General features: G+C 37.3%; 11 protein-coding genes. 10 read left to right on the top strand and 1 reads right to left on the bottom strand.

What is annotated here, in order from left to right; all coding sequences use genetic code 11:
- The first annotated feature begins 1 nt into the window (after position 1).
- The 9 genes from hypD to AMET_RS02975 all read left to right on the top strand — a co-directional run bounded on the left by hypD (position 2) and on the right by AMET_RS02975 (position 12215).
- On the top strand, positions 2-2380 hold the full coding sequence (gene hypD / locus AMET_RS02935) for a trans-4-hydroxy-L-proline dehydratase (RefSeq protein WP_011971719.1): 2379 nt from the start codon (positions 2-4) through the stop codon (positions 2378-2380).
- A 263-nt stretch (positions 2381-2643) separates the two neighbouring features.
- Entirely contained in the window at positions 2644-3399 is a 756-nt protein-coding gene (locus tag AMET_RS02940; protein WP_011971720.1) for an exodeoxyribonuclease III, read from the top strand.
- A gap of 395 nt (positions 3400-3794) precedes the next feature.
- A complete protein-coding gene (locus tag AMET_RS02945) occupies positions 3795-4796 on the top strand; it encodes a LacI family DNA-binding transcriptional regulator (RefSeq protein WP_011971721.1) in 1002 nt (333 codons plus the stop codon).
- A 78-nt stretch (positions 4797-4874) separates the two neighbouring features.
- Entirely contained in the window at positions 4875-6371 is a 1497-nt protein-coding gene (locus tag AMET_RS02950; protein WP_011971722.1) for a sugar ABC transporter ATP-binding protein, read from the top strand.
- Between the two features lie 15 nt (positions 6372-6386).
- Positions 6387-7376, top strand: coding sequence for an ABC transporter permease (locus AMET_RS02955; RefSeq protein ID WP_011971723.1), 990 nt, complete (start codon positions 6387-6389; stop codon positions 7374-7376).
- A 48-nt stretch (positions 7377-7424) separates the two neighbouring features.
- The gene (locus AMET_RS02960) at positions 7425-8411 is read left to right on the top strand and encodes a sugar ABC transporter substrate-binding protein (RefSeq protein WP_011971724.1); all 987 of its coding nucleotides are present in this window, start codon (positions 7425-7427) and stop codon (positions 8409-8411) included.
- Positions 8412-8506: 95 nt separating this feature from the next.
- Positions 8507-9547, top strand: coding sequence for an NAD(P)-dependent alcohol dehydrogenase (locus tag AMET_RS02965; RefSeq protein WP_011971725.1), 1041 nt, complete (start codon positions 8507-8509; stop codon positions 9545-9547).
- Positions 9548-9584: 37 nt separating this feature from the next.
- On the top strand, positions 9585-11057 hold the full coding sequence (gene xylB / locus AMET_RS02970) for a xylulokinase (RefSeq protein WP_011971726.1): 1473 nt from the start codon (positions 9585-9587) through the stop codon (positions 11055-11057).
- Between the two features lie 174 nt (positions 11058-11231).
- Positions 11232-12215 (top strand): D-cysteine desulfhydrase family protein, encoded by a 984-nt coding sequence (locus tag AMET_RS02975; RefSeq protein WP_011971727.1) that lies wholly within the window; start codon positions 11232-11234, stop codon positions 12213-12215.
- On the opposite strand, the gene AMET_RS02980 is transcribed toward AMET_RS02975, so the two are convergent.
- Positions 12212-12784 carry a nitroreductase family protein gene (locus tag AMET_RS02980; protein WP_041720285.1) on the bottom strand — a complete coding sequence of 191 codons (573 nt, stop codon included), beginning with the start codon at positions 12782-12784 and terminating at the stop codon, positions 12212-12214. The two genes, AMET_RS02975 and AMET_RS02980, sit on opposite strands and share 4 nt — an antisense overlap.
- A gap of 404 nt (positions 12785-13188) precedes the next feature.
- Here AMET_RS02980 and AMET_RS02985 point away from each other — a divergent pair, with 404 nt between their 5' ends.
- Entirely contained in the window at positions 13189-16428 is a 3240-nt protein-coding gene (locus AMET_RS02985) for a DEAD/DEAH box helicase (RefSeq protein ID WP_041721342.1), read from the top strand.
- The last annotated feature ends 208 nt before the right edge of the window (positions 16429-16636 follow it).

The raw sequence follows: 16636 nt of genomic DNA on the forward strand, positions 1-16636 counted from the left end.
AATGGAAGAATTAAGGGGTATAAATGCACGAACTAAAAAATTAAGAAAACAAAGTGAGACAATTCATCCCAGTATTTCCATTGAAAGAGCGGTGTTGATGACCCAAGCATATGAAAAATACAGTGGGAAGGTCTCTGAACCTATGCTGAGGGCATTGTCATTTAAGCACTTAATGGAAAACAAGACCATCTGTATTAACGATGATGAGTTAATTGTTGGTGAAAGAGGCCCTACACCTCAATCGGCACCTACCTATCCAGAGCTATGCTGTCATACAATAGAAGACTTAGAAATGATGAATGACCGTGAAAAAATATCATTTACTGTCACTGCGGAGGATAAAAAAATTCAAAGAGAAAAAATCATACCCTACTGGCAGGGCAAATCCATTCGAGATTTTATTTTTAATGAAATGACTGAAGAATGGAAGGACTGTTATCATGGAGGGATTTTTACCGAGTTTATGGAGCAAAGGGCTCCTGGACATACGGTAGGGGATGACAAAATTTATAAAAGGGGATTCTTAGATTTCAAATTAGAAATTATGGAACAATTAGAATCACTAGACTATTACAATGACATTGAAGCATACGAAAAGCAAGAGCAGCTGAAGGCAATGGAGATTTGTGCCGATGCCATTATCATTTTTGCCCATAGACATGCTGAGAAAGCTAAAGAGCTTGCTGAAAATGAGGAGAATCCTCAAAAAAAGCGAGAACTAGAAAAAATTGCTGAGGTATGTCTTCGTGTACCTGCCCTTCCACCGGGAAATTTTTGGGAGGCATTACAAAGCTATTGGTTTGTGCACCTAGGTGTAATTACAGAACTCAATACATGGGATGCCTTTTGTCCAGGTAGATTGGATCAGCATTTACATCCTTTTTACCAAAAGGGCATTGAAGGAGGAACATTAACCCCCCAAGGTGCTAAAGAGCTTCTGGAATGTTTTTGGGTGAAGTTTAACAATCAGCCAGCACCACCTAAGGTAGGCATTACTCTTCAAGAAAGTGGTACCTATACAGATTTTGCCAATATTAATATAGGCGGATTAAAAATAGATGGATCAGATGGTGTCAATGAGGTGTCCTATCTGCTATTGGAAGTGATCGATGAAATGAAACTACTACAGCCTAGTTCAAATATCCAGGTGAGTAAGAAAAATCCTGATTATTTTATTAAAAAAGCAGCAGAAGTCATTAGAAAGGGATGGGGACAGCCCTCGGTGTTTAATGCTGATGCTGTGGTGGAGGAGCTACTACGGCAGGGGAAATCTATTGAAGATGCAAGATGTGGTGGCACCAGTGGTTGTGTGGAAACAGGGGCCTTTGGCAAGGAAAGTTTTATACTAACGGGATACTTTAATCTGACAAAGGTATTAGAAATTACATTGAATAATGGGTTTGATCCAGTAACGGGTAAAAAAATTGGCGTGCAGACCGAGGTTGTAGAGAATTTACATTCCTTTAAAGCGTTGTTTGAAGCCTTTAAAGTCCAACTGAATCATTTTATTGATATTAAAATCAAAGGAAACAATATCATTGAAAAACTTTATGCCCATTACATGCCTTCGCCATTTTTATCGATTCTAATCGATGACTGCATTAAAAATGCCAAGGACTATAACGCTGGGGGAACAAGATATAATACCAATTATATACAAGGAGTAGGCATTGCCAGTATTACCGACAGCCTGTCTGCCATCAAGTCCCATGTGTTTGATGACAAACTGTTCACCCTTAGACAATTAATGGAGACCCTCCATGTGGATTTCAAAGGTCATGAACCGATACGACAGCTATTGTTAAATAAGACCCCACGATATGGAAATGATGATGATTATGTGGATAGTATTATGGTGAAAGTATTTGACGCCTTCTACCAAGCGGTTAATGGTAGAAAAACCATGCGGGGAGGAACTTATCGAATTAACATGCTACCCACTACCTGTCATGTTTATTTTGGGTCTGTAATTGGAGCCACTCCTGATGGAAGAAAAGCGGGAAGGCCCCTTTCTGAAGGAATTTCTCCAGTACAGGGCACAGATAAGAAAGGCCCCACGGCAGTCATTAAATCAGCCTCAAAAATGGATCAGTTAAAGACCGGAGGGACGCTATTGAATCAAAAGTTCACTCCAAATATGCTAGAGGGAGAAGCTGGCTTGGAGAATGTAGTGCATTTAGTTCGTTCATATTTTAGGCTGGATGGACATCACATTCAATTCAATGTAGTAGATGCCGCCACATTGAAAAAAGCCCAGGCAAACCCAGAAGCGTATCAAAATTTAATTGTTCGAGTGGCAGGATACAGTGATTATTTTAATAATCTAAATAAAGGATTGCAAGATGAGATTATTGCTAGAACTGAGCATCAGGCAATGTGATAGGAAAAATTATTCATGGTTCTTTGTTTAATCAAATCTGCCTCGGGTAGAAAATGTAACAGCAGAATTTCTAAAGAGATAAGATTGAATGATATGTGATGGAGATTTGTGCAGAAAAGCTCTTTGAGGAAGCTGTTCTTTAAAGGGCTTTCGTATGGTCTTTGATGCCTTCCATAGTTGTATGGGAATTGTTTGAAATGTTATACTGAATAGAGCTAAATAATAGAATACACTAAAGATAAAAGGAATGGAGGTATTGCCATATGAAATTAGTATCATGGAATGTAAATGGAATTAGAGCTTGTGTGAAAAAAGGGTTTTTAGATTATTTTAATGAGGTAGATGCAGATATATTTTGTATTCAAGAGTCTAAGCTGCAGGAAGGACAAATTGAGTTAGACTTAGAAGGGTATGAGCAGTATTGGAATTATGCTGTTAAAAAGGGGTATTCCGGTACCGCAGTCTTTACGAAGGAAAAGCCAATTTCTGTGAAATATGGGGTGGGAGAAGAAGAGGATGAGGAAGAGGGACGAGTGCTTACCTTAGAATTTGATCAGTTCTATTTAGTGAATGTATACACCCCTAATTCTAAAAGGGGATTGGAAAGATTAGATGGGAGAATGATCTGGGAGGATGAATTCAGAGCACATTTGAAGGAGCTAGATGCGATTAAACCCGTGATTTTATGTGGAGATTTAAATGTAGCCCATGAAGAAATTGACTTGAAGAATCCTAAAAGCAATAAAAAAAGTGCGGGATTTACCAATGAAGAAAGAGAAAAAATGACTGAATTATTGACATCTGGTTTTATAGATTCCTTTAGATATTTTTATCCTGATCTAGAAGGGGCATACTCATGGTGGTCTTATATGGGCAAGGCTAGGGAGCGAAATGCAGGCTGGAGAATAGATTATTTTGTTGTATCAGAAAGGTTGAAGAATCAATTGAAGGAGGCTGCAATTCATCCTCAAATTATGGGGAGTGACCATTGCCCTGTTGTCTTGGAATTGGATATTTAGTTATTTTTCCTACATCCAGGCAATTTGTATTTAATATTCACTTTAGTAAAGAAGCAGTACTACTTTACAAGGGTGTTACAAATAATAAATAGAAAATTCAGAAAGCTATTGACTAGTAATAAAACTTTGTGGTATGATAAATGTGAAACATGTTCCACATGGTTTTATTACTGGAACAATCGTTTTTAAGTAAGAAAATGGAAATGAAGAAAAAGATAATTCATATGAACTATTCATATGAACTCTGGGTACTATGTAAACAGATGATATGTGAACCTACGTTTACAAAAACATTGAGATGCTCACTATAGGCAATATGTAACATGTTACACATGGATTTATTCAAATTAGATTTGAGTTAGACCATACTGAAGCGTAATAGAGGTGAGGGTTTTATGGCAAATATTAGAGAAATAGCAAAAAGAGCAGGGATCAGTATTGCCACAGTATCAAGACATTTAAATAATACTGGTTATGTAAGTGAAGACGCAAGAGAAAAGATTCAAAAAGTTGTTGATGAATTAAACTATACGCCTAATGCCTTGGCTAGGGCAATGTTTACAAAAAATTCAAAGACAATAGGATTAATGGTTCCGAATATATCAAATCCATTTTTTAATCAAATGGCCTCGGTGATTGAAGAGTATGCCAAAAACAAGGGATACACTCTCTTTTTATGTAACACAGATGATGATAAAGAGAAGGAAAAAACGTATTTAGAGGTTTTGCAAAGTCATAGAGTGGCAGGAATTATTGCCTCTAGAAGTCAATGTGAAGACGAATATGCAAACATAGATATTCCAGTAGTGGCATTTGAAAACCACATATTGGACAATATCATCACAATTTCTTCTGATAATTACAATGGAGGGAGAATGGCTTTTGACCATCTCTACGAAAAGGGATGTCGAAAAATCCTGCATATAAAGGGACCTGAAGTCTTCGAGGCCACAGAATTAAGGTACAAAGGCTTTTTAGATGGGGCAAGGGCTAAGGATTTGGAAATCGATTTCATTGAATTTCAACATGACTTTCAAGTTAAGATGTTAGAAGAAGATATTAATAGTATGAAAGACATTGTTAATTATGATGGGATATTCGTTTTTAATGACATTGCTGCAGCCACCGTCATGAGGGCTCTGAAAAAAAGAGGGGTGAGTATTCCCCAAGAAGTTCAAATTATTGGATTCGATAATAGTTTTATAGGTGAATTACTGTATCCTTCTTTAACGACTATCAATCAACCGATAGAGGCGTTAGCTTATACGATTATTGAACTATTAATTAAGATCATCAATGGCGAGGGTGTTCTTATTGAAGATTATATTATGGAAGTAAAGCTAATAGAAAGAGAGACTACGATATCGCTAAAAGATTTGGATCCAGCATCTATATAATCTAACCAAAGGGCTATTCAGATCAACGCGGGGCTAAAACTAGCAAAATATATTATAAATACATGAGGGGAGAAAAAAATGAATGGAGAAATTAAATTAAGAGTTTCTAATATCGAGAAATCTTTTCCTGGGGTGAAAGCATTAGATGGTATTAATTTCTCTGCTAAAAAGGGTTCAGTTCATGTATTATGTGGAGAAAACGGTGCAGGCAAATCTACCTTAATGAAAATTATAAATGGTATTTATAAAGCTGATGCGGGAGAGATTTTAATTGATGGGAAGGTTGTTGAGATACAAAATCCGATTCAGGCAAGAAGCCTGGGAATATCAATGATATTTCAAGAGCTAAACTATATGCCAGAAATGACAATTGAAGAGAGTTTATTTGTTGGTAGTTGGCCTACTCATAAGTACGGTAATGTCAATTGGGCCGAAATAAGAAAACGTACCATTGAATTATTAGAGAAGGAAAACCTAGATTATTCTCCTGAAACCAAGCTTAAAGACTTGTCAGTTTCAGATATACAAATGCTAGAGATCTTAAAAGCCATATCCTATAACGCTGAGATTATAATTATGGACGAACCGACCTCCGCCATTACTCAGAAAGAAGTGGAGGTTTTGTTTAAAAAGATTAATCAATTACGTGACAGAGGTTCAAGTATTATCTATATATCTCATAAGATGGATGAAATTTTTAGAATTGCCGATGAAATCACAGTACTGAGAGATGGGTGTGTGGTGGATTCAAGGCCAAAGGATGAATATGATATAGACATGGTTATTGCCCATATGGTTGGCAGAAAATTAGATGGTAATTTTCCCAAAGAAGATATCAAAATTGGTGAGAAAATACTCGAAGTCAAAGACTTAACAAACCAGGGGAATTTTAAGGATATCAATTTCCATGTTAATGAAGGTGAAATTGTTGGATTTGCAGGTCTTATGGGAGCTGGTAGAACCGAGATTATGCGGTCTATATTTGGACTTGATGGGTACCAGGAAGGCGAAGTCTTCATTAAAGGTGAAAAAGTAGTGATTAAAAATGTAAAAAGCAGTATAGATAAAAAAATGGTCATGTTATCAGAGGATCGTAGGAGATATGGGATTATACCTGTTAGAAGCGTAAAGGAAAACGTTTCCCTAAGTAGTTTGAAAAAATTTATCTATGGTGGTAAACTTCATGCAAAAAAAGAGACTGATACAATTCAGGACTACGCTACAAAAATGAGGGTGAAAACACCGTCCATTGAAACTTCCATTGAATCCTTAAGTGGTGGAAATCAGCAAAAGGTTATTTTAGCTAAATGGATGCTTACGGACCCAGATATTTTGATTTTAGATGAGCCAACAAGAGGTATTGATGTAGGTGCTAAGTATGAAATATATAAATTAATGTCAGAACTGTCAAAGCAGAAAAAGGGAATTATCATGGTGTCCTCAGAACTTCCAGAGCTAATCGGAATGTGTGATCGAATTTATGTTATGGCAAAGGGTAGAATCATGGGTGAGCTTAAGCGAGATGAATTTACACAAGAAGGCATTATGAAGCTTGCAACTAAAAAAACAAGTTAAAATGAGGTGAATAAAATGAAAACTGATAGGATGAAAAAAATATGGTCAGATATAAAAAGTAAATACAGTATTTTCTTAGTCCTCGCCGCATTGGTGATTGTAAGTTGGATTGCAAATGAAAACTTTTTATCCGTGGGCAACTTATCAAATGTTTCAAGACAGATTGCTGTGGTAACAATTTTAGCCTTCGGGCAAACCATACTGATCATAAGTGGTATGTTGGACTTATCCTCGGGTTCAGTTTTAGCCCTAGCGGGTGTTCTTTCTGTATCGGTCTATACAATGACCGAATCGCTTTTACTGGCATTTATCGTGGCAATATTGGCCAGTGTTGCATGTAATATGCTAAATGGACTAATGGTGACGAAGTTCAAGGCACCTCCATTCATTGCCACCCTGGCGATGATGACAATGGCTAGGGGGGCAGCCCTACTTTATACAAATGGACAAAACATTTATCAAATTGGAGATTATGTGAAGTTTGGTCAGGGGTCAACTTTTGGAGTACCCACCCCAATCGTATTTATGATTATCATTCTATTCATAACCTGGTATATATTGAAGCATACAACCCTAGGTAGATCTGTCTATGCAATTGGAGGAAATGAAGAAGCGGCAAATGCATCTGGCATAAACGTAAATAAGGTAAAGATGAAGGCTTTCATCGTAAATGGTATTTTTGTTGGGATTGCAGGGGTCATATTCATGTCCCGTGTCAATGGCGGAATGCCAAATGGGGCAGTGGGGTATGAATTTAAATCACTTACCGCAGCGATCATAGGTGGAACTAGTTTTACAGGTGGTATTGGTACAGCCGTAGGCACATTAGCCGGCTCATTCATCGTTGGTTTTCTAGACAATATCATGGTGTTAACACGAGTCAACTCGTATTTACAACAAATTGTACGTGGTGCCATTATCGCACTGGCTGTTATCTATGATATATGGTCAAAACAAAAAAGAACCAAGAAAAAGCTCGGAAATATACAGGAAAAGTCAAAGTAGGCCTTAATAGAGCATATCTATTAAAATAAAAATTCAGGAGGGAATAAAATGAAAAAGAAGTTAATTGTTTTATTGGCGATTACATTAATAATGGCTATGTTAGCAGGTTGTACAAGTCCTGCAAATAATGGCGCAGGTGGAGACGAAAATGGAGAGACAGTCTATCGAGTGGCTTATGTGGCAAGAACGCAGTCGGATTCCTTTGCAGCATGGCTTGCAAATGCAATTTCAGAAGAAGCTGATAAATACGATAACATAATCATAGACGTATTTGATGGTCAAGCTTCTGATTCTACACAAAACTCATTAATTGAAAATGCAATTACAAGCAACTATGACGCGATTATCATTCAGCCAAATAATGGGGAAGCACAAAAATCCTATGCTGAACAAGCCGTTGCAGCAGGCATCATTACCATCACGACTAATGCTCGAATTGAAGGTGTGCAGGGAGCATCTTCTGTAGATGCTGATCCATATGAACAAGCTAAAGTGAATGCTGATGTTGCTCTTGAACAAATTCCTCAAAATGCAAATGTAGTTGTATTAAAAGGGCCTCCAGGAAACTTCCATGCCGATGCAAGACGAGACAGCTGGCAAAAAGAGTTTTTTGACAAACGTCCAGATGTAACGATCGTTGGAGAAGAAATTGCAAACTGGAATAAAGATGAAGCAATGACTTATATGGAAACATGGGTACAAGCAAATAGTAAAATTGATGCCATCATCGCTATGAATGATAACATGGCTGCTGGGGCATTGGAAGTTGTTAGAGATGATTCAAACTTTGCTGGTATGTTATCTTATGGTGTTGATGGAACTGCTGAAGCTGTTTTATTAATACAAGAAGGTGTTATGACACAAACAAGTCTACAAAGTGCTTATGATCTTGCCACAGCACTATTAGATACTAGCAATAAGCTGTTAACTGGTGCTGAAACACAAATTGATATCGATATTGATGCACCTGTGATTAATAGTGATAATGTTGAAGAATATGTAGAAATGCACAAAAGAGCCGGCGCTATCAGATAGTAGGAATGAATCACTAGTGAAACCTAGGCGTGCGACTAGAAATAGTACGCGCGCCAATTTCAACTATAGAGATTAAATAATTAGGAGGTTATGAAATGAAAAATAGAGCAGTCTTTATGCAAGGTACAGATAACATGGTTACTAAGGATGTGCCAATGCCAAAGATAAAAGAAAAAGACGTACTAATAAAAGTAGATATTGTTGGTATATGTGGTTCGGATGTTCATTATTATAAACATGGTAAAATTGGTGACTTCGTGGTTGAAGGAGAGTTTATCCTAGGACATGAAGCTGCCGGTGAAGTTGTAGAAGTCGGGGAACAGGTAAAGGGATTAACTGTTGGGGATCGAGTGACTATGGAACCTGGTAAGACTTGTGGGAAATGTGAATTTTGCAAGGGTGGAAAATATAACCTTTGCCCAGATGTGGAATTCTTTGCGACGCCTCCTTATCATGGTGTGTTGACTAACTATGTCTCTCACCCTGAGGACATGTGTTTCAAACTACCAAAAAATGTGTCGAATGTAGAAGGCGCTTTAGTGGAACCACTTGCAGTTGGGTTGCACGCATCTGATCAAGGTGGAGTCAAGCTAGGTGATACTGTTGTGATTTTCGGAACCGGGTGCATTGGCCTAATGACAATCATTTCCTGTAAAGCCAAAGGTGCTGCCAAGATAATTGTTGTTGATATATTGGAGAATAGACTTGAAGTTGCAAAAAAAGTAGGTGCAACGGATACAATTAATGCAAAAGAAGTTAACGTATTAAAGAAAATACAAGAACTAACCGACGGTAAAGGTGCAGAGGTTGTGATTGATGCAGCAGGAGCCGCCATTACAGTCAAACAAACAGTAGATGCTGTTAAGCCTGGTGGTACCATCGTTTTGGTTGGTATGACACCTAAAGATGAAGTAGAATTCAACTTTATGAAGCTAATGGGGAAAGAAGCAGAAGTAAAAACAGTGTTCCGTTATCGTAATTTATATCCAATTGCAATTAATGCCATTGCAAGTGGAGCAATCAATATAAAAGATATCGTGAGCCATGAGTTTGACTTTGAGCAGACCAAGGAAGCCTTTGATTTTGTTGCTGAACACGCAAGCGATGTAGTCAAAGCTGTGATTAAGATAAAGTAAATTGAGTAAGGGGAAAGAAGGGAAGTGACAGATAGTCATGTACTTTATAGGTATAGACATTGGAACAACATCAGTAAAAATCATTGCCATTGATGAGGATGGGAAGATTGTTAAGTCCGTTAGCAAAGAGTATCCACTATCCTATCCTAAGCCTCTTTGGTCTGAGCAAGATCCAGAAGATTGGTGGAAGCAATCGATAAATGGATTTAAAGAACTTTTAGATGACTTAGACAAAAAAGAAGTAAAGGCAATTGGTTTTAGTGGACAAATGCATGGGTTAGTTACCCTAGACGAAAATGATAAGGTAGTCAGACCTGCAATTCTCTGGAACGATCAAAGAACTGAAAAAGAATGCAACTATTTAAATAATGAAATAGGGCAAAGCAAAATATCCCAGTGGACAGGAAATCTAGCATTGGCAGGATTCACTGCTCCTAAAATATTATGGTTAAAAGAAAATGAACCAGACAACTTTGCAAAGACTAAGAAGATTATGCTTCCTAAGGATTATGTAGCTTATAAAATGTCAGGTGTATTTGCCACAGATATGTCAGATGCATCAGGGACCTTATATTTAGATGTGAAAAATAGAAAATGGTCGTCAGAAATGCTTCGGGTTCTAGGGGTGACTGAAAGCCAACTACCTGATTTATTTGAATCCTATGAAGCAATTGGATGCATGAAGCCTGATATTGCACAGGAATTAGGATTAAGTAAAGATGTGAAAATTATTATTGGTGGTGGAGATCAAGCGGTTGCAGCCGTTGGTGGTGGCGTTGTGAAAGCAGGTTCATGTTCATTATCCCTTGGAACCTCTGGGGTTGTTTTTACATCGAATGAAGATTTTTTTGTTGATGAAAATAATAGTTTGCATTCATTTTGTCATGCAAATGGGAAATATCACCTTATGGGTGTCACACTTGCAGCGGCAGCATCACTTAAGTGGTGGGTTGAAGGAATTAATAAATCAGATGATTTCGATGGACTATTAAATGAAGCTAAAGATGCGGAAGTAGATGATCAATTATTTTATCTTCCCTATTTAATGGGGGAAAGAACACCACATAATGATCCTAACGCCAGAGGAACCTTTATCGGATTGAATATCACCCATGAAAGAAAACACATGACGCGAGCTGTATTAGAAGGAGTTGCATTCTCCCTTCGTGATACATTTGAAATCATGAAGGCAATGGGAGTTGAAATTAATGACATTAGTATTAATGGTGGTGGTGCCAAGAGTACATTTTGGTGTGAAATCATTGCAGATGTATTGAATGTCAAGGTAAATAAATTAAACTCAAATGAAGGTCCTGCATATGGAGCTGCAATACTTGCTGCGGTTGGATTTGGACGATTTCATACAGTTGAAGAGGCTTGTTCTCAGTTTATCAAAATTACTGAAAGTATTAATCCTAATGAGGAAAATAGCAAGATTTATAATGAAAAATATGGAAAGTACACAAAAATTTATCCTGCGACAAAAGAACTCTTTAAACAATTGATTTAAGTGGCTAAAACCAATAGAAAGTCCTTTGAAGAAGCGTTTACTTCTTTGAAGGACTTTTATCATATCGTAAAGTATAAGAAAGTTCTAAGTAGCCCATGGCAAATGATATACTATCATTATAGTGATGATTTTTAATCAAAATACAAAGTAAAGGATAACAGAGGGGGATAAAAAATGACAATACCAAAGTCACTTAAATTGGCAAACCTACCTACTAAAATTGAAAAGCTGGAGAGATTGTCTAAAAGTCTGGGAGACATCAATATTTATATCAAAAGAGATGATCAAACTGGGACAGAAGTATCAGGAAACAAGGTGAGAAAGCTGGAATTTGCAGTACAAGAGGCCTTGGACCAAGGCTGTGATTATTTAATTACATGTGGTGGGATTCAATCAAATCATGCTAGAGCCACGGCGGCGGTTGCAGCTAAGCTGGACATTAACTCATACCTAGTGTTGAGAAGCAATGGGGACGATCCCGTTGAAGGGAATTATTTTCTAAATAAGATTCTTGGGGCGGAAATTTGTCTCATTACCCCTGAAGAGTATAGGGATAATCGGATGAAGGTGATGGAAGAGATACAAAGAGAGCTAGCTGGTCAAGGACATAAGGCTTATATTTTACCCGAAGGAGCATCTAATGGGATCGGTACATTTGGATACTATCAAGCCATGGAAGAAATTTTAGAGCAAGAAGCGGAGTTGGATGTCAAGTTCGATGCCATCGTCACAGCAGTAGGATCTGGGGGAACCTACGCAGGGTTATTTTACGCTAATAAACTCAGAAAGAATGAGGCGAAAATTTATGGGATCAATGTATGTGATGATGCAGATCATTTTAAAAATAGAGTACAAGAATTAGTCCATGAAAGCATACAGTATACCAAAAGACCCATTCATTTCAAAAAAGAAGACATTCATATGATTGATGGGTATGTAGGCGAAGGATATGCTCAAAGTAGACAAGAAGAACTGACATTTATCCTTGATTTTGCAAAGCTAGAGGGTATTATTCTGGATCCTGTTTATACAGGTAAGGCAATGTATGGTTTAGTGGAAGAAATTAAAAAGGGAAGTTTTAATGGATTCAAAAACATTCTCTTTATCCATACCGGTGGCCTTTACGGGCTGTTCCCCAAGGGGAATCAGTTGTTTTAAAACTGATTCCAATGGATTACTTCTTCTAAAGGTCTTTTTTCAACAATTGGACTTTCATCACTATATCCAATCGAAACAATAGAGATGAGTTGAAGATCTTGAGGTGTTTTTAGAATTTTTTGGACTTCTTCGGTTAATGGAATGCTGTTTTTAGGTTCGTAGCAAGGGATACCTTCGCAAAGAGGGATTTCTTCCCCATCATATGAGCCTTGGTTCCCTGCGATCCAACAACTTTTCAGACCATGGAGTCGTGCTGCAATTAAGATGGTTTGAGTTGCAGCAGATCCATCCTCAATATAATAGGAAGAACTTGTTTTAGTAAAAACAGCAATACAGGCAGGTGCATTCTTCAGAAACTCACCGTGAGGTGTTACTTCTCCTAACGCTGTCAAGAGTTTTTTATCATCAACAATGATAAACTCCCAAGGCTGTTGGTTTTTAGCAGTTGGAGACATCCGTCCACAGTCTATAATTTGCTCTAGGATGGAACGGGAAACCGGATCCTTCTTGTACTTTCGAATGCTTCGGATATCCTTTAACAATTGTAGTGATTGATCAACAGATTGCATATAATATTCCTCCTTTTCATAGGGATTGATTACTATATTATTATCATATATATACCCAATAAACTCTAATTTAATGAAAATCACAGAATAATTTGTATGTAATAGTGAATATTTGTTTATCAACTTATCGATTAAAAGCCCAGAAAGGAATTAATTCCTTTCTGGGCTTTTAAAAAGGCTTAATGTAACGAGTGGGCTGTAGATGTTGTTAATTAATTATGGGAATAATGAAGGGAATCAAAGGGAATTTTAAATTTTTTGATTTAGACGGCCTTATAATTGTTAGTAAATTAAGATTAATGATATACTATAGTGATAAAGAAAAAATAGGGTTCATCTTGTTGGTATATTTGACTAAAATTAAGTCATCAAATAATCACAGTGTTAGGGAAATGAGGGAAAGTATGTTACGAATTAATCGAGAGCTATTGGAGGACATCGTGAGTCACCCAAATGCCTATTATAATGGTGTGGAATATCATAAAAAAAATAGAGTGGTAGACTTAAAGTTCCGTAGAGACAAGAAACACTTTATTGCAAAGGTAAAGGGAAGTAACCACTATGATATAGAAGTGAACTTCAATCAACAGGGAGAGATGGGTGAGGCCACCTGTACCTGTCCAGCCTATGATCGTTTTTGGGGTTATTGTAAGCATATTGTGGCAGTGCTTTTATCAATTAAAGAAATAGATGAAAGGGGAGGACTGTACAAGAAAAATGGTAATCAGCAAATTGATAGTATTTTAGAGTACTTTCATAACCAACAATTAAATGAGCGTATCTCTGTCAAGCTGCAAATTTACTATGAGGTGGAAAGACACTCAATGGATGAGACTGTAGAGTCCTATCTTACCTTAAAGGTTGGAGAAGAACGGATGTATGTGGTTAGAAATATAAAAGAGTTTATTGAGAACGTCTATAATGTGAAGCCCCAATACTTTGGGAAACAATTTACATTCGAGCCAGAAATTCATGGATTCGGAGAAGGGGATCAAAGGGTATTGGATTTAATCTATGAAATCCATGAAAATGAAACATTATCGGACAGCTCTTTTTTAGGAAAGTCGGGGAACACACTATTTGATGGAAAAAGAGTCCAGTTAGGAGATCAAGCATTAAAGCGTTTTTTAAATCTCATAAGAGAAGAAAAATTACAAACTGAGGATAGGGTGAAGGTCTGTATTTTAGATAGGGAACCTCAAAATATATTGGTTTATGAAGGGGATCTTCCTGTTGATTTTCAATTAGAGAAGCAAGGAGAAGAGACCATTTTAAAGCTGAATTACCAGGGAGATGTCATCCGTCTAGTAGCCGATGGGGAGTACTTTCTAACACATCACGGGATTTGTAGAGTGACAGAGCAGCAAAGAAGTGGATTTATGCCATTTTACCGCACTATGGTTGTCAACCAAACCAATAAATTGGTGATTCCTAAGGAGAAGGAAGAGCAATTTATTTCGGAAATTTATCCAATTATGAAAGCAGTGGGAAAGGTTGAAATTAGCCCAGAGCTTTCAAAAACCATTTATTCTCCTCCTTTAAAAGCAGAGGTGTATTTTGATCAGGTTGATCAACTGGTGAAGGCAGAAATTCGTTGGGTCTATGGAAACATGACATTACGTCCCTTTGAAGAGAGCAAAAAAGAAGCAGGACAGATTTTACTGCGGGATATCAAAAAAGAAGAAGAAATCATCGGATTTTTTGAACGAAATCAATTCAAGATTAAAAACAAACAGATCTATTTAGAAGAAGAGGCTGCAATCTTTCAGCTTATTTATAAGGAACTAGACAAGCTACAAAAAATTAGTGAGGTTTATTACTCTGAGACCTTTAAAGGGATGGAGTTAAAAAGTGCGGCTAGTTTTCGCGGAGGGATTCAACTGAATCGAGAAGAGGATCTGTTGGAATTTCAATTTGATATAGATGGCATTGAGGATCATGAATTAACAGATCTAATGGAGTCACTAAGAAAGAAGAAAAAATACTATCGATTGAAGGATGGATCCTTTATTCCATTAGAAGAAGAGCGTCTCATCGCAATAGATGAATTGATGAAGCAATTGGATTTATCTGGGGAAAATATTCACGGAAAAGTGATTGAAATACCTAAATTCAAGGGAATATTTGTAGACGAGTTTTTAAAACAACGGGATCTCGGTTTTGTTAAGAAAAATAAAGCCTATAGACAATTCATTGAAGATATTAAGGAATTTGAAGAGGTGGAATATGATGAACCCCAAGAATTAAAGGAGATCCTTCGGAATTATCAAAGATTAGGCTTTCGATGGTTAAAATCTCTGACTCGGTATGGGTTAGGGGGGATTTTAGCCGATGACATGGGACTGGGAAAAACATTGCAGATACTTACTTATTTGGTGGATGAAAAAGAGAAAAGAGGGCAAGGAACTGCTCTGATTGTGTCGCCAACCTCTTTGGTTTATAATTGGATCGCAGAGGTGGAAAAATTCACCCCGGAACTTCGGATCAAGGCGATCGTCGGAAGCAAGAACGAGCGAGAAGAGATCATGAAAGAAATTGATGAATATGACATTATCATCACTTCATACCCCTTAATTAGAAGAGATGCTGAACTTTATGAAACCCGTTCTTTTAGGTGTTGTATTTTAGATGAGGCCCAGCATATTAAAAATCCAGTTTCTCAAAATGCAAAGGCTGTTAAAGCCATCAGGGCAACCCACCGCTTTGCATTGACAGGCACACCCATTGAAAATTCTCTTACGGAGTTATGGTCAATTTTTGACTTCGTCATGCCAGGATATTTATTGTCTCATCATAAGTTCAAAGGACGTTTTGAAAAACCTATTGTGAAGGATAGGGATAGTGAGGCATTGGCAAGTCTAGGGAAACTCATTCGTCCCTTTGTATTGAGAAGAATGAAACGAGATGTATTACAAGAGCTTCCTGAAAAAATAGAAAGTAAAATGGTGGCAGAGTTAACGGAAGATCAAAAGAAGTTATACCTAGCTTATTTAAAGCAAATTAAAGGACAAATACAAGAAGAGATTGAACAAAATGGCTTTGAAAGAAGTCAGATGAAGATATTAGCAGGATTGACACGCTTGAGACAGATTTGCTGTCATCCTTCCTTATTTGTTGAAAACTATGAGGGAGGTAGTGGAAAGTTAGACCTACTAGAGGAAGTAGTGGCAGCGAGTTTAGAGGCTGGACATCGCATTCTATTATTTTCTCAATTTACCAGCATGTTGAAAATGATTAGAGAGAAGCTAGATCAACAGGGAATAGAATATGCTTACTTAGATGGCAGCACACCCATGGAAGCCAGAGGTGAAATTGTAAAGGAATTTAATGAAGGTAAAGGAAGCATCTTTCTGATCTCCCTAAAAGCCGGCGGGACGGGCCTGAATTTAACCGGTGCAGATACAGTGATTCACTTTGATCCATGGTGGAATCCTGCGGTAGAAGATCAAGCAACGGATCGGGCTTATCGCATTGGGCAAAAAAATAAAGTCCATGTGATGAAGTTCATTGCCCAAGGAACCATTGAAGAAAAAATCTTCAAGCTTCAAGAGCGGAAAAAAGAAATGATTAATGCAGTGATTCAACCTGGAGAAACATTCCTTGCAAAAATGAACTCACAGGAATTGATGGAACTATTGAAGTGAATTGGATTAATCTGATACATTCTCCCAGGAAAAGGTATATATATCATATACATTAATGAATAAAAGAAAACTAAGGGGAGGGGTTATCATGGTTGAAACAAGTGCCCATGAACGTGTAGAGCTACTGACGAGGTAAATAACATAGCCTATGTCTGAGATTTACAAATCTCTTGTATTGTAGTATAATAAGCATACAATAAGCACACAA

The organism is Alkaliphilus metalliredigens QYMF, assembly GCF_000016985.1.
GTDB classification, from domain to species: domain Bacteria; phylum Bacillota; class Clostridia; order Peptostreptococcales; family Natronincolaceae; genus Alkaliphilus_A; species Alkaliphilus_A metalliredigens.

What these genes read in the sequence shown, in the direction of transcription:
- hypD (WP_011971719.1), top strand. Translation starts at nt 2, where the DNA reads ATGGAAGAATTAAGGGGTATAAATGCACGAACTAAAAAATTAAGAAAA.
- AMET_RS02940 (WP_011971720.1), top strand. Translation starts at nt 2,644, where the DNA reads ATGAAATTAGTATCATGGAATGTAAATGGAATTAGAGCTTGTGTGAAA.
- AMET_RS02945 (WP_011971721.1), top strand. Translation starts at nt 3,795, where the DNA reads ATGGCAAATATTAGAGAAATAGCAAAAAGAGCAGGGATCAGTATTGCC.
- AMET_RS02950 (WP_011971722.1), top strand. Translation starts at nt 4,875, where the DNA reads ATGAATGGAGAAATTAAATTAAGAGTTTCTAATATCGAGAAATCTTTT.
- AMET_RS02955 (WP_011971723.1), top strand. Translation starts at nt 6,387, where the DNA reads ATGAAAACTGATAGGATGAAAAAAATATGGTCAGATATAAAAAGTAAA.
- AMET_RS02960 (WP_011971724.1), top strand. Translation starts at nt 7,425, where the DNA reads ATGAAAAAGAAGTTAATTGTTTTATTGGCGATTACATTAATAATGGCT.
- AMET_RS02965 (WP_011971725.1), top strand. Translation starts at nt 8,507, where the DNA reads ATGAAAAATAGAGCAGTCTTTATGCAAGGTACAGATAACATGGTTACT.
- xylB (WP_011971726.1), top strand. Translation starts at nt 9,585, where the DNA reads ATGTACTTTATAGGTATAGACATTGGAACAACATCAGTAAAAATCATT.
- AMET_RS02975 (WP_011971727.1), top strand. Translation starts at nt 11,232, where the DNA reads ATGACAATACCAAAGTCACTTAAATTGGCAAACCTACCTACTAAAATT.
- AMET_RS02980 (WP_041720285.1), bottom strand. Translation starts at nt 12,784, where the DNA reads ATGCAATCTGTTGATCAATCACTACAATTGTTAAAGGATATCCGAAGC.
- AMET_RS02985 (WP_041721342.1), top strand. Translation starts at nt 13,189, where the DNA reads ATGTTACGAATTAATCGAGAGCTATTGGAGGACATCGTGAGTCACCCA.